General features: G+C 75.2%; 12 protein-coding genes. 1 reads left to right on the top strand and 11 read right to left on the bottom strand.

Annotated elements, in window-relative coordinates; genetic code table 11:
* The first annotated feature begins 18 nt into the window (after positions 1 to 18).
* Positions 19 to 1,710, top strand: coding sequence for a glycoside hydrolase family 13 protein (locus tag IEW03_RS17470; RefSeq protein ID WP_188524983.1), 1,692 nt, complete (start codon positions 19 to 21; stop codon positions 1,708 to 1,710).
* A gap of 45 nt (positions 1,711 to 1,755) precedes the next feature.
* Here IEW03_RS17470 and IEW03_RS17465 read toward each other — a convergent pair whose 3' ends face one another.
* The 11 genes from IEW03_RS17465 to IEW03_RS17415 all read right to left on the bottom strand — a co-directional run bounded on the left by IEW03_RS17465 (position 1,756) and on the right by IEW03_RS17415 (position 13,297).
* A complete protein-coding gene (locus IEW03_RS17465) occupies positions 1,756 to 2,289 on the bottom strand; it encodes a hypothetical protein (RefSeq protein WP_188524982.1) in 534 nt (177 codons plus the stop codon).
* 109 nt (positions 2,290 to 2,398) lie between these two features.
* On the bottom strand, positions 2,399 to 3,793 hold the full coding sequence (locus IEW03_RS17460; protein ID WP_188524981.1) for an MFS transporter: 1,395 nt from the start codon (positions 3,791 to 3,793) through the stop codon (positions 2,399 to 2,401).
* Complete coding sequence (locus IEW03_RS17455; RefSeq protein WP_229738399.1) at positions 3,790 to 4,740, bottom strand: ChbG/HpnK family deacetylase; 951 nt, start codon at positions 4,738 to 4,740, stop codon at positions 3,790 to 3,792. Before IEW03_RS17455 ends, IEW03_RS17460 begins: the two co-directional genes overlap by 4 nt.
* Entirely contained in the window at positions 4,737 to 5,699 is a 963-nt protein-coding gene (locus tag IEW03_RS17450; RefSeq protein ID WP_188524980.1) for an ROK family protein, read from the bottom strand. Before IEW03_RS17450 ends, IEW03_RS17455 begins: the two co-directional genes overlap by 4 nt.
* A gap of 150 nt (positions 5,700 to 5,849) precedes the next feature.
* Entirely contained in the window at positions 5,850 to 6,641 is a 792-nt protein-coding gene (locus IEW03_RS17445) for a glycosyltransferase family 2 protein (protein ID WP_188525021.1), read from the bottom strand.
* A gap of 319 nt (positions 6,642 to 6,960) precedes the next feature.
* Positions 6,961 to 7,791, bottom strand: a complete 831-nt coding sequence (locus IEW03_RS17440; protein WP_188524979.1) for a DUF5926 family protein — start codon at positions 7,789 to 7,791, stop codon at positions 6,961 to 6,963.
* A 10-nt stretch (positions 7,792 to 7,801) separates the two neighbouring features.
* On the bottom strand, positions 7,802 to 9,313 hold the full coding sequence (locus IEW03_RS17435; RefSeq protein WP_188524978.1) for a sodium:solute symporter: 1,512 nt from the start codon (positions 9,311 to 9,313) through the stop codon (positions 7,802 to 7,804).
* A gap of 81 nt (positions 9,314 to 9,394) precedes the next feature.
* Positions 9,395 to 10,603, bottom strand: coding sequence for an anhydro-N-acetylmuramic acid kinase (locus IEW03_RS17430; protein ID WP_188524977.1), 1,209 nt, complete (start codon positions 10,601 to 10,603; stop codon positions 9,395 to 9,397).
* Positions 10,600 to 11,592 carry an N-acetylmuramic acid 6-phosphate etherase gene (gene murQ, locus IEW03_RS17425; protein WP_188524976.1) on the bottom strand — a complete coding sequence of 331 codons (993 nt, stop codon included), beginning with the start codon at positions 11,590 to 11,592 and terminating at the stop codon, positions 10,600 to 10,602. Before murQ ends, IEW03_RS17430 begins: the two co-directional genes overlap by 4 nt.
* On the bottom strand, positions 11,589 to 12,566 hold the full coding sequence (locus IEW03_RS17420; RefSeq protein ID WP_188524975.1) for an N-acetylglucosamine kinase: 978 nt from the start codon (positions 12,564 to 12,566) through the stop codon (positions 11,589 to 11,591). The genes murQ and IEW03_RS17420 overlap by 4 nt, the downstream gene beginning before the upstream one ends.
* Positions 12,563 to 13,297: a GntR family transcriptional regulator gene (locus IEW03_RS17415; protein WP_229738398.1), complete on the bottom strand. Its 735-nt coding sequence runs from the start codon at positions 13,295 to 13,297 to the stop codon at positions 12,563 to 12,565. The genes IEW03_RS17420 and IEW03_RS17415 overlap by 4 nt, the downstream gene beginning before the upstream one ends.
* Positions 13,298 to 13,317 lie beyond the last annotated feature (20 nt).

Below are 13,317 nucleotides of genomic sequence, written 5' to 3'. Positions count from 1 at the left end.
CGAAGAAGGGCAGCACCCATGACCGACCTGCTGGACGTTCCCGCCGCGAAGGGCGACGGCTCCGACGCCGCGTCCGACCCGACCTGGTGGCGCCAGGCCGCCGTCTACCAGATCTACCCCCGCAGCTTCGCGGACTCGGACGGCGACGGCATCGGCAACCTGCGCGGCATCACCTCCCGCGCGGACTACCTCGCCGCCCTGGGGATCGACGCGGTGTGGCTCAGCCCGTTCTACCCCTCGGCGCTCGCCGACGGCGGGTACGACGTCGCGGACTACCGCGACGTCGACCCCCGGATCGGCACCCTCGACGACTTCGACGAGATGGTGGCCGCGCTGCACGGCGCCGGCATCCGCGTCGTCGTCGACATCGTCCCCAACCACACCTCGGACCTGCACGAGTGGTTCCGCGAGGCCCTCGCCTCGCCGAAGGGCTCGCCGGCGCGCGACCGCTACATCTTCCGCGACGGCCTGGGCGCGGACGGCGAGCTCCCGCCCGCCGACTGGACCTCGACGTTCGGCGGTCCCGCGTGGGAGCCCGTGGGCGACGGGCAGTGGTACTTCCACCACTTCGCGACCGAGCAGCCCGACCTCAACTGGGACAACCCCGAGGTGCGCGAAGACTTCCTGCACACGCTGCGGTTCTGGTCCGACCGGGGCGTCGACGGCTTCCGCATCGACGTGGCGCACATGCTCACCAAGGACCTCCCGGCGCCCGGCGAGCCCCTCCCGCCCCAGGCGGAGCTCGAGGCGATGCCGCGCGACGGCCGGCACCCGCTGTTCGACCGCGACGACGTGCACGAGGTGTACGCCGGGTGGCGCGAGGTCTTCGACGCGTACGACCCGCCGCGCACGGCCGTCGCCGAGGCGTGGGTGGAGTCCGCGGAGCGCCGCGCCCGCTACGCCAGCAAGGAGGGCCTGGGGCAGGCGTTCAACTTCGACCTGCTCGAGGCCGACTTCGACGCCGCGCAGTTCCGCCGCATCATCACGGCCAACCTGGAGCTCGCGGCGACGTCCGGCTCCTCGACCACGTGGGTCTTCTCCAACCACGACGTGGTCCGCCACGCGACCCGGTACGGCCTGCCGCCCCGCGGCGACCGGCCCGGCAAGGGCGGCGCCGAGTGGCTCCTCGCCGGCGGACCGGAGCGGGAGCTCGACCGCGCGGCCGGGTTGGCCAGGGCCCGCGCGGCGACGATGCTCGAGCTCGCGCTGCCCGGGTCGTCATACCTGTACCAGGGCGAGGAGCTGGGTCTGCACGAGGTGGCGGACATCCCCGACGACGAGCGTCAGGACCCGTCGTTCTTCCGCAACCCCGGCGTGGACATGGGCCGCGACGGTTGCCGGGTGCCGCTGCCGTGGACGACGGACGGTCCGTCGTTCGGCTTCGGCGACGGGCCGGCCCACCTGCCGCAGCCGGCGTGGTTCGCCGACCACGCGGCGGGTGCGCAGGACGGGGTCGAGGGCTCGACGCTGGAGCTGTACCGCGCGGCCCTCGCGCTGCGCCGCAAGCTCCAGACGGGCGAGGAGCTGGAGTGGCTCGAGACCGGGCCTGCCGACGTGCTCGCGTTCCGCCGCCCGAACGGCTGGGTGAGCGTCACCAACTTCGGCGACGCCCCGGTCCCCCTCCCCGACGGGGAGGTGCTGCTGAGCAGCGCGCCGCTCGACGGCGGCGTCCTGCCCGGCGCGACGACGGCGTGGGTCATGGCGCGCTGAGCGCCACCGGGCCCGTCGGGGCGACCCCGACGGGCCCGCCGGCCGTCAGTCCTCGTCCTGGTCGTTTTCCTGGTCGCCGTCGTCGTGGTGGCCGCTGAAGTGCGCGACGTCCGCGTGCCGGTCGTGCTTGACCACGAGGCGCAGCCCGACGTCCTCGCCGTGCGACGCACCCGTGAGGATGCCGCGCAGCCGGTCGGACTCGCGCTCGGCAGCCTCCGTGACGACGTCCACGTGGTCGGCCGTCTCCGGGGACGACGACCAGGTGCCCGCGTCCGCGAGCGCCGCCACGGCGTCGTCGACGGCCCGGGCCCCGCCGCCGTCGACCGTGACACCGGTCAGCGCGGCCAGCTGGTCCGGGGCGACCGTGATCACGGTCTTGTGCTCGTCGGAGTACCGGACCACGAGCGGTGTGCTCCCGGTCGACGGCTGGTTCGACGGCTCGGCCGTGGGCTCCTGCGACTCCGGGCCCGCCGCGGCGTCGTCGTCCGACGTGCCCGAGCAGCCGGTGAGCGCGAGGGCGGCGAGCAGGGCTCCCGCCGCCAGGGCGCGGGTGCGCCTCGAGGTCGTCGGCGTGGTCATCGGTCCTCCGGTCGTGCGTGCTGGTGGTGGACCGTCCACGCTACGAGGGCCCCACGGGTCGACCGGCTCCCCGGCTGCCGTTCGTGGCCGACCTCACCGATGGTGCGGCTCACACGGTCAGGTCACCGGCCGTCGGCGACGACTCCGCGGCGGCCACCGCGGCGTCGTCCCGCCCGCGCAGCGGGTACAGCCAGAAGCAGACGAACGCTGCGGCGGCCAGCACCACCGGCACGGCGCCGATGAGGAGCCGCACGCCGGTCGCCACCTCGGGCGCCTGGGCGGCAGCGCCCTCGACGTACCCGCTCGCGCCGAGCACGACGGCCAGGACCACCGCCTGCACGACCACCGACCCGCGCACCACGAAGCCGTTCGCGCCGAAGTACATGCCCTCGCGTCGCAGGCCGGTGCGGGTCTCGTCGTCGTCGATGACCTGACCGAGGGCGACCTCGAGCACCTGCATGAGCCCGGCCACGCCGAGGCCGACCGCGAGCCCGGCGGCCGCCGCCCCGATCACGGTCGTCGGGATCAGGTACAGGCAGGTCGCGAGGCCGTAGACCACGACGACGGCGAGCATGGCGGTGCGCGGGCCGACCCGGCGCACCACCCACGACCAGCCGACGATCGCGGGGATCGCGGCGACGAAGATCGGCGCCAGCAGCAGCGTCGCGTCGGCGTCCGTCCCGCCGACGGTGTACCGCACGTAGAACGGGACGCCGGCCAGCAGGATCGCCGTCGTGCTCTGCAGCAGCAGCGAACCGAGCACGTAGGTGACGAACGCCCGGTTGGCGAACGTGTACCGCAGCTGGTCGCCCAGGCCGACGGCGGCCTCCCGCTCGCGCACCGCCGCCAGGTCCACCGGGCGCTCGACCATCCCGACGACCGACCAGCAGAAGAAGCCCAGGCTCACGACGGCCAGGACGAGGCCCATCGCGGCCCAGCCCACGGAGTCGTACAGCAGGGGCGCTCCGGCGGTGCCGAGGATCATGCCGACCAGCGCGAACAGCTGGCGCGGGGAGTTGCCCCGCGCACGCTCGGCCGTCGTGCGGAAGATCTCCGGGAACAGCGCGGACACGTTGAGCACCACCGCGACGTACGCGACGTCGTAGATCGCCACGACCACGAGGAACCAGACGACCAGGCCCGCCGGCGGCAGCGGCGGCGGCATCCACACCAGCGCGAACGCCACGACGAGCGGCACGACGCCCAGCCCGATCCACGGCACGCGACGGCCCCAGCGCGTGCGGCGCCGGTCGGACGCGGCGCCCACCACCGGGTTGAGCAGCGCGTTGAGGATGCCGTGCGCGATCATCGCGCCGGCCACCCAGCCCGCCGGGACGCCGAGCCGGTCGACGTAGAAGTACACGACGAACGCGGAGAACGTCTGCAGCAGCAGGTTGGCCGGGAACGCCGACGCCCCGTAGGCGACGGTCTGCGCCCGGGTGGGCTCTCCCACCAGGCGGCGGTCGCGCAGGCGGGCGAGGCCGCCGCCGCCGGCGGCGCTCATCGCTCACCCCGCTGGACGGCGCGCAGGTCCCGCCAGCCGACGCGCACGAGCCCCTCGGCGGCGATCGTGGCCGCGACGTCCGGGTCGGCGAGCAGACGGTGCTCGAAGGCCCGCTTCGACGCGGCGTAGTCGACCGCGTCGGCGAGCTCGTCGTCGTGCAGCATCGGGTGCAGGAAGATCTCGGTCACGCCCGGCTCGGCGGCCCGCAGCAGGTCGAGGAAGCCGGCCTTGACGTCGTCGTAGCCCTCGGCGTCGGGCGTGCCCTCGCCCGCCAGCTCGAACGGGTGCGTCCACAGCCGGTCGAGGACGACGACGCCGAGCGCGTCCGCCGCCGTGGTCGCCGTCTCGAGCACCTGCTGGGCGCCCGGGCCGGTCACGTCGGCCCCCGTCGCCTCGAGCCGGTCGAGCGAGCGCGGCAGCCGGAACGGCAGCCCGCGCTCGGCCGCGAGCCGCAGCACCTGGGGCAGGAACGAGCGCCCCGTCGCCAGCCCGTAGACCGAGCCCATGTGGTTGTCGAGGTGGCTGACGTCGACGCCCGCGGCCAGCGCCGCGTCGAGCTGCGCCGCGAGCTCGGCCGCGACGTCCTCCTCGCTCGCCTGCCGCTCGACCGCCGGCACGTCGGCCGGGAAGTACCCGGCGTCGTCGACCAGGGTCGTGCCCACGCCCGTGAGCGGCCGCCACCGGTACCGGGTCCACTCGCTGGTGAGCACGAGGTGCACGCCGACGTCGAGCGCCGGGTCGGCCGCCGCCGACGCGAGCGCGTCCGGCGCCCACGGGCACGGCACCATGACGGTGGCCGAGTCGAGGTGGCCCGCCTCGAGCAGCGGCACGATCGCGCGGTTGGCCGCGCGGCACATGCCGAGGTCGTCGGCGTTGAGGATGATCGCGCGGGCGCCCGGGTCCAGGCCGAGGCGTGCGGTGAGGTCGGACGGCGCGGCGGTGCTCACCGCAGCGCCTCGCTCGCGGCCTGCGCCGCACCGCGCACGACCGCGTCGGGCCCCAGCGGGGACCCGACGACGCGCGCCGGCAGCACGGCGACCTGGTCACGCAGCCACGCGGCCACCCGGTCCAGGATCGGCGGCCGTGCAGCCTGGTCGCCCAGCACGAACAGCCCCGGGTCCAGCACGATCGCCATCGACGCGACGACGACGCCGAGCCGCCGGGCGACCTCGCGCACGACGTCGTCCGCGACCTCGTCCCCCGCCTCGGCGCGGTCGACGAGGTCGCCCATCCCAAGGGACTCCGGCAGCCCGTGCTCCTTGGCCAGGGCGGCGAGCGCCACGTCGCCCAGCACCTGCGAGCCGATCGCGCGGCCCGGCTGCGGGATGAACGCCACCTCGCCGGCGAGGCCGGAGGCGCCGCGGTGCAGTCGGCCGTCGAGCATGATGCCGGCGCCGAAGCCGTCGTCCAGCATCAGCGCCACGAACGTGTCCTCGCCCTGCGCGGCGCCCTGCCGGTGCTCCGCGACCGCCGCCAGGTTCACGTCGTTCTCCAGGATCACAGGGCAGCCGAGCGCGTCGACGAGCGCGTCGCGCAGCGCCGTCCCGCCTTTCTCGTGCCCGGGGACCCGGTAGACGCTGGCGTGGTCCGTGCCCACGACGGCGGGAAACGCCGCCACCGCGTGGCGGACCTCGACGCTCTTGCCGGTGCCCAGCCGAGCCTCGACGTCCTCGCTGCAGGAGTGGGCCAGCACCGCCACCGCCCGGGCGCGCGCCGCCGGCGTCGCGCGCACGTCGCGTCGTTCCGCCCGGGCCCGGACCGTGCCACCGGCGTCCACGAGCGCCACGCGGACCCGGTCGCGGGCCACCTCGACACCGAGGCCCAGCACGTGGTCCGGGACGGTCGTGGGGGCCGGGGCCGCGGCGCCCTGGTCGGGCTGGGCTGAGACGGCTGATGACGTGTCCATTGAGCCTCCGTCGAGCGGTAGGACGCGATGGCCGGGGCGCAGGTCGCGACCTCGTCGGCTACCCGAGCGTAGCCACGCCCGCGGGGGATGTCGACGCGTCCGTGCTGGCCGGGCGTGCCTTTCGGGGCTCGGGCCTCGTCGGTCGCTGCCTCAGCTGCGGGCGCGGTCGCGGCCCATGCCGCGCACGGCGGCCACCGCCCCGCGGACCCGGCGCGCGTTCACGGCGAGCACGACGTCACGGTACTGGCCGGCCCGGTGCAGCTGGCCCTTGAGGTCGTTCGACGACGCGCGGTGCTTGAGGTCGCACGGCACCTCGACGGCCACGTAGCCCGCCCGCAGGAGGTCGATCGTCATGCCGGTCTCCACGCCCCAGCCGTGCGCCAGCGGGGTGGCGGACTCGAACGCCTCGCGGGTCAGGCAGCGCATCCCGGACAGCGGCTGGCTCGGGCTCCAGCCCGTGAGGTGCTGGATGGCGCGCCGGGCCGTGCCGACGACGATGCCGCGTCCGCCGGCCCCCGTCTGCCGGGGCAGGAGCGCGATCGCGAGGTCGGCGACCCCTTCGCGCACGGGCGCGACGAGCGGGGCGGTGTTCACCGCCGTGTCGCCGAGGTCCCCGTCGACGAAGAGCAGGAGGCGCGGGGCGCGGCCGTCGGCGTCGCGCATCGCGACCACGGCGGCGCCGGTCTCCATCGCCGCCGCCTTGCCCCGGTTGTGCGAGTGCCGCACCACGACCGCGCCGGCGTCGCGCGCGACGTGCTGGGTCTCGTCCGTCGACCCGTCGTCGACGACGAGCACGAGGTCGACGTGCGGGATGGCGCGGGCGGCGCGGACGGTCGCGGCGATGCGCTCGGCCTCGTCCTTGGCGGGGATGATGACGGCGACCCGCTGGGTGTTGCGCTTTCCCGGCCCTGTCGGTGGGCGGGGGGTCTTCGCGACGGGCAGGACGCCGACCCGCGTCGCGGCCGTCGTTCCTGCCTCGTGCTCACCGGTGGACGCCAGTGCGGCGTCCGTGGAGGTGACGCCCTGGTCCGTGTTCACGACTCCCTGCCCGTTGCCCTCATGACCTGCTGCTCGACATAGATTCTTGACCAAATCTGCGGGGTTCGCCTGCGGAGCGTTTTCCCCGGCACGACTCTACTCCCCCGGCGTCCCCGAACCTGGTCAAGAAAAGGTGTCGGGAAGTGCGTCGAGTGAAGATCCGGCGGAGCCGCCCGCCACCCGTCCGACGTCGTCGTCGTGGCCGTCGTCCTGGCCGGGTGGATCAGCGCAGCGTCACCTGTCGAGAGACGATACCCGCCCGCGCCCGCCGCTCGTTCGCATCCAGCGGCGCGTCGACGCCGAGCGCCTCGTCGAGCTTGCGCCCGAGCTCCGCGACCGGCTCCTCGAGGTCGGCCGCCTCGGTGCCGCGCGGGAGCTCCCACACCGGCACGACGATGCCGCACGCACGGAACATCCCGAGGAACTTGCCACCCGCGAGACCCGACTCGCGCCGGGCGTGCAGGCGCGCGATCGCGTCGACCACGCGGTCCTCGTCCTCGGTGCGGGCCCAGCGCAGGAACTCCTTGGACATCTGGCACCAGTAGGCGGCGTCCACGGCCGAGAGCCGGACCGTGGGGATGCTCGTCTCCGCGGCCTCGTCCAGGGACTCGCGCACCTCGGCCGTGACCTCGGTGGTGCTGTCCAGCCAGTAGTCGTAGCCCTCGTGCACCGTCACCTCGAACGGCACGTCGGCGTCCAGGACCTCCTGGAGGCGCGGGGCGGCCGAGGTGTCCCCCAGCTGCTCCGGCAGGATCCCGGTCCCGGGCTCCGCGTCGACGGCGGCGAGCAGCGCCGCCGCGAGGTCGCGGCTGATGTCGTCCGAGGCGAGCACGCCCTGCACGGCGACCAGCACGGTGCCGTCCTCGCGGTGCAGCGCGCTCCAGCCGCCGGGCAGGACGGTCGTCACGACGACGTCGCGCCCGCCCCGGTCGGCCGTGGTGCGCGCCGTCGCCGTCGCGGACGGGACGATCTCGCGCATCGCCACCCAGTCCGCCTCACCCGGCAGGCCTTCGAACGGACGCAGGACGAGGTCGGACTGAGCGGTGGGGGCCATGGCCAGGATCCTAACGGCTCACGCGGTCGTTCGTGGGGGCCGTCGGCGCCGGCTCCGGCAGCGGCGCCGGGTGCCGCAGCGACAGCAGGCCGCCGACGACGAACGTGACGATCACGCCCATCAGCGGGTACCACTGCCACGCCACCCACACCTCGCCGGTGACGTACTTCTCCATCACGAAGAAGAACGCGTTGACCGCCACGGCGAGCACGAACGCGACGTTGGCGTCCGCCGCCCGGGCACGCTTGTTGAGGATGCCGAAGACGAACGCGCCGAGCAGCCCGCCGTACGTGATGCCCGCGACGCCGAGCGCCAGGATGACGATGTTGCCCTCGTCGGACTGGAACACGGTCGCCGGCGCGATGAACGCCAGTCCCCAGCCGATGGTCGCCCACCGGCCGGCCCTCAGGCCCTGCTCGTCGGTCATCGGCGTCTTCTTCAGGCGCCCGTACACGTCGGTGACGGTGGACGACGACAGCGCCGACAGCGACGACGACAGGGTGGACATCGCCGCGGCGAGGATGCCGGCGAGCAGCAGGCCCGAGACGCCCTGCGGCAGGCCCTCGATGATGAACATCGGGAAGATCTCGTCGTCGCGGCCCAGGCCGAGGTCGGCCGGCGAGGCCCCGTCGTAGTAGCCCCACAGCGCCAGCCCGACGAGCAGGAACACCGCGAACTGGAAGAAGACGATGATGCCGGACCAGATGAGCGCCTTCTGCGCCTCGACCTTGGAGCGGCAGGTCAGCAGCCGCTGGACGACGAGCTGGTCCGAGCCGTGCGACGCCATCGCGAAGACCGCACCGCCCAGCAGCGAGGGCACGAACGCCGACGCGTCGGAGATCGGGTTGCCGGAGAAGATGAACATGTTGAGCTTGCCGGCGTCCGCGGCCTCGGCGAACCAGCCGCCGCCGGTCTGCGCGGAGATCACGACGATCGCGACGATGCCGCCGAGCACGTAGAGGAACATCTGCGCGACGTCGACCCACACCACGGCCTTGATGCCGCCGATGAACGTGTAGAGGATCGTCACGATCGCCAGCACCACGATGATCGTGAAGTAGTTCGTGTGGATCCCCATCCCGTCGAGGATGAGCTTGAGCGGGATGGCGGCGGCCAGCACGCGGATGCCGTCGGCGAGCAGGCGGGTGAACATGAAGGTGACGCCGGCCGTGGTCTGCGTGCTCTGCCCGAACCGCTTGCCCAGGTAGGCGTACGCGGTCACCATCTCGCCGTCGTAGTAGCGCGGCAGCATGAAGAACGCGACGACGATGCGCCCGAGGATGTAGCCCAGCGCCAGCTGCAGGTACGAGATGTCGCCGAGGTAGCTCATCACGGGCGTGCCGATGACGGTGAGCGCGCTGGTCTCCGTCGCGACGACGGACAGGCACACGGCCCACCACGGCAGGTTCCGCCCGCCGAGGAAGTAGTCCTTGAGGCCGGTCTGCTTGCCGCTGAGCCTGAGGCCCAGCCAGGCGGTCGCGGCCAGGTACGCCACGATGACCAGGAGGTCGAGGGTCTGCATGCCGTGTCTCCTTCGGCGGGATGCGTCCGGGCGTCGCCCGGGTCAGTGCTGGTGAGTGGTGCGGTTCTGGGGGTTCGGGGATCAGCCGACGACGCGCAGGCGTGCCGGCAGGGTGTCGAGCGGTGCGGCGAGCCGCAGCGGGCCCGCCCCGGGCGTGAGCCGCCCGGCGACCGTGCCGCGGGCGGCGCCCGTGACGCTCGGCAGGGCGGCGGGCAGCCCGTGCCAGGTGAGCCAGCCGACGAGCGCCATGAGCGTCGCCTCCTTGGCCCCCTCGGGCAGCCCGAGCCGGTCCGTGGTGTCCACGGGGTGCCCGAGCTCGGCCTCGAGGGCCCGCATCAGGGTCGGGTTCCGGGTGCCGCCGCCCGACGCGACGACCGCGCCGACGCCGTGCGCGCGGCACTGGTCGGCGACGGTGCGCGCGGTGAGCGCGGTCAGGGTGGCGATGACGTCCAGGTCGTCGGGGGCGCCGTGCTGGTCGGTGTACCGCGCGAGGTGGCGGTCCAGGTACGCGGCGTGGAACAGCTCCTTGCCGGTGGACTTCGGCGCGGGCAGCGCGTAGTACGGCTCCGCGAGGAGGTCGTCGAGCAGCGCCGGGAGCACATGACCGCGGGCCGCGAGCGCCCCGTCGCGGTCGTAGCCGCGCCCGTCGCCGGTGATGCGGCGCGCCATGAGGTCGACGAGGGCGTTCGCCGGGCCGGTGTCGAACGCGACGGTGTCCCGCCCGGGCGCGACGACCGTGATGTTCGCGATGCCGCCGAGGTTGAGCGCCGCGGTCGGCGCGTCGGCGCCGGCCAGCAGCAGGTGGTCGAGGATGCCCGCGAGCGGCGCGCCCTGGCCGCCGGCGGCGACGTCGCGGGACCGCACGTCGGACAGCACCGGGACGCCGGTGCGCTCGGCGATCCACGCCGGCTGCCCGATCTGGAGCGTGCCGGTGACGCGGCCGTCGGCGACGTCGTGCCGGACCGTCTGCCCGTGCGACACCACGAGGTCCGCCGCGACGCCGGTGTCGGCGAGCACGCGCTCGACCGCGTCCGCGCAGAACCGGCCGAGGCGGGCGTCGACTCCGCTGACGAGCGCGAGCGGCACGTCGCGCGGCTCGAGCAGGCGCAGGAGGTCGCCGGCGAGCTCGTCGGCGAACGCCACCTCGCGGTGGTCCAGCAGGCGCACGACGAGCTCGCCCGCGACGTCCTGCGCGGCAGCGCCCTGCGGGGCGCCGTCCAGGGTGAGGTCGACGACGGCGACGTCCAGCGCGTCCGCCGACGTCCCGGTCATGAGGCCGACGACGATCATCGGCCCGCCCCCTGGCCCGGCAGGACGGCGCCGAGGTGCCCGCCGGCGGCGTCGAGGAGCTCGCGCGCCCGGCCGGCCGCGACGTCGAGCAGCAGGGCGGCGATCGCGACCTTGGCGTGCCCGCCGGCGGCGGCGAGCGCGCCCTCGGCCTCCTCGGGCCCGGCGCCGGTGGCCTCCATGACGATGCGCTGGCCGCGCACCCGCAGCTTCTCGTTGGTGACGTGCACGTCCACCATGAGGTTGCCGTAGACCTTGCCGAGCCGGATCATCGCGATCGTCGAGAGCATGTTGAGCACCTGCTTCTGCGCGGTGCCCGCCTTGAGCCGCGTCGACCCGGCGACGAGCTCCGGCCCGGTGAGCGTCTCGATCGGGTGCTCGGCGGCCGCGGCCAGCGCGGTGCCGGCGTTGTTGGTGATCCCGACGGTGGCGGCGCCTTCCTCGCGCGCGGCCGTGACCGCCGCGACGACGTACGGGGTCCGGCCGGACGCCGTGATGCCGACGACGACGTCGCGCGGGCCCACGCCCGCGGCGCGCACGTCGGCGGCACCGGCCCGGGCGTCGTCCTCCGCCCCCTCGACGGCGGTGATCATCGCGTCCTCGCCGCCCGCCATGAGGGCGGTGACCGTCTCGGGCCCGGCCCCGAACGTGGGCAGGCACTCGGCCGCGTCGAGCACGGCGAGCCGGCCCGGGGTGCCGGCGCCGACGTAGACCAGCCGGCCGCCGGCCTCCAGGCGGGACACGACCGCCCCCAGGGCCGCGGTGATCTGCGGCGCCGCGGCCTCGACCGCCTGCTGGACGGCGCGGTCGTTCTCGAGCTGGGCGGCCACGAGGCCGGCGACGTCCATCGTCTCGAGCCGCAGGTCCGGCCGGGAGCGCTCGGTGTCGAGGCGGGCGAGCTCGTGCGCCAGGTCTCCCGCGCCGGCGGGCCGCTCGTCGTGGTTGGCGGGCGTCTCGGCGGGGGTGTCGCCGGGGGTGGGTCGTGCGCTCATGGGGTCTCCGGTGGTGCGTCGGTCGGGCGCGGGTCGCGGGTGGACGACGCGCCGTGGTGCGGGAGGTCGGGGCGGGTGGCCAGCAGGTGCGCGCCGGCGAGGGCGTCGTCGTCGGGCTCCTGGCGGGCGACGCCGGGGAGGCGCTCGGCGAGCGCGAGGTCGAACGGGCCGGCGAGGACGGGCCCGGCGCCCAGCAGGCCGCCGGTGACCGCGACCACCGGGGACGTGCCGAGCCCGGCACGGCGCGCGGCGGCGGCGACGGCGTCGGCGAGGTCGGCCGCCGCGTCGGTGCAGATCCGGCCGGCGTGCGGGTCGCCCTCGCGGGCGGCGTCGAAGACGTCGCGGGCGAAGCCGGCCACGACGCGCGCGGGGTTGTCGGCCCCGTGCACGAGCCGCGGCACCTCGCGCGGGACACCCCAGCGCGCCACGAGCCGTCGCAGCAGCGCGGCGCTGCCGCCGCGGCCGTCGTCCTCGCGCAGGGCGGCCTCGATGCCCGCCCTCCCGATGGTGTAGCCGCTGCCGGCGTCGCCGAGCAGGTAGCCCCAGCCGTCGACGAGGTGCAGCACCCCGTCGACGCCGAGGCCCACGGCGCTGGTCCCCGTGCCCGCGGCCAGGACGACGCCCGGCCGCCCGGACAGCGCGCCGGCGTGCGAGGTGACGGCGTCGCTGGTCACGACGACGCGGGCGCCCGGGAACCGGGCGGCCAGCCCGTCGAGCAGCGGCGCGGCCTGCTGCGGCGCGCTGAGCAGCCCGGCGAGCCCGGCGACGACGGTCGCGGGCGACGCCGGGCCGCCGGGCAGCCCGGCGGCGGTCGCGGACATCGCCTCCAGCGCGGCGCGGGTGCCGCCGGCGCCCGCGAGGCCGACCGGCCCCGGGCCCTCGGCCTCGGCGGCCCGCACGCCGCCGGTCCACAGCGCGGCACGGCAGCCGGTCTTGCCGACGTCGAAGGTCAGGACGCTCGTCGGGGCGGTCATGGTGCTCCCTCGGCCGGCACGGTCAGCTCGGTGCGGATCTGATAGCGGTCGCCGCGGTAGACGGAGCGCACGAACTCGACGACGCCGACGTCCTCGCCGTCGCGCGCGCCCCACGAGGTGCGCTCGAACTGCAGGGCGGGCGAGTGCGCGGGCACGTCGAGGGCGCGGGCCTCGTCCTCGTCGAGGACGGTCGGTTCGATGGTCTGCACGCCGCGCACGACGCGCACGCCGTACCGCGAGCGCAGCAGGTCGTAGAAGGAGGCGTCCTGCAGGTCGGCGGCCTCGAGGCCCGGCACCAGGGCGTCCGGGACGTGCAGCTCCTCGATGGCCATCGGCTCGCCGTCGGCGAGCCGCAGGCGCGTCACCCGCACGACACGGTCGGTGGGTGACACCCGCAGCCGGCGGCCGACCCGCGCGCCGGCGCTGCGGCGCTCGAAGGCGAGCGTGCGGCCGCCGGGCCGCAGCCCGCGGGCGCGCATGTCGGCCGTGAACGACGACGCGACGAGCCCCGGGTCGAGCTTGGGGCTGAGGGCGAAGACGCCGGACCCGGGGCGCCGGCGCACGGCGCCGCGCGCGACCAGGTCGTCGATCGCGCGCCGCAGCGTCATCCGGGAGACCCCCAGCGACTGGGAGAGCTCGCGCTCCGGGGGGAGCTGCTCGCCGGCGGCCATCACCTCGAGGCGGTCGAGGAGCTGCTCGCGCACCCCGTGGTACTTCGTCACGGGCCCCATTGACACACAGACTCGGCCAC

Source organism: Isoptericola cucumis (assembly GCF_014635665.1).
In the GTDB taxonomy this organism is placed as follows: domain Bacteria; phylum Actinomycetota; class Actinomycetes; order Actinomycetales; family Cellulomonadaceae; genus Isoptericola; species Isoptericola cucumis.
Note: the sequence above shows the minus strand (reverse complement) of the source record. Positions and strands in the feature narration are given on the sequence as shown.

Coding starts and splice junctions, on each gene's coding strand:
- IEW03_RS17470 (WP_188524983.1), top strand. CDS start 19: ATGACCGACCTGCTGGACGTTCCCGCCGCGAAGGGCGACGGCTCCGAC.
- IEW03_RS17465 (WP_188524982.1), bottom strand. CDS start 2,289: ATGACCACGCCGACGACCTCGAGGCGCACCCGCGCCCTGGCGGCGGGA.
- IEW03_RS17460 (WP_188524981.1), bottom strand. CDS start 3,793: ATGAGCGCCGCCGGCGGCGGCGGCCTCGCCCGCCTGCGCGACCGCCGC.
- IEW03_RS17450 (WP_188524980.1), bottom strand. CDS start 5,699: ATGGACACGTCATCAGCCGTCTCAGCCCAGCCCGACCAGGGCGCCGCG.
- IEW03_RS17440 (WP_188524979.1), bottom strand. CDS start 7,791: ATGGCCCCCACCGCTCAGTCCGACCTCGTCCTGCGTCCGTTCGAAGGC.
- IEW03_RS17435 (WP_188524978.1), bottom strand. CDS start 9,313: ATGCAGACCCTCGACCTCCTGGTCATCGTGGCGTACCTGGCCGCGACC.
- IEW03_RS17430 (WP_188524977.1), bottom strand. CDS start 10,603: ATGATCGTCGTCGGCCTCATGACCGGGACGTCGGCGGACGCGCTGGAC.
- murQ (WP_188524976.1), bottom strand. CDS start 11,592: ATGAGCGCACGACCCACCCCCGGCGACACCCCCGCCGAGACGCCCGCC.
- IEW03_RS17420 (WP_188524975.1), bottom strand. CDS start 12,566: ATGACCGCCCCGACGAGCGTCCTGACCTTCGACGTCGGCAAGACCGGC.
- IEW03_RS17415 (WP_229738398.1), bottom strand. CDS start 13,297: ATGGGGCCCGTGACGAAGTACCACGGGGTGCGCGAGCAGCTCCTCGAC.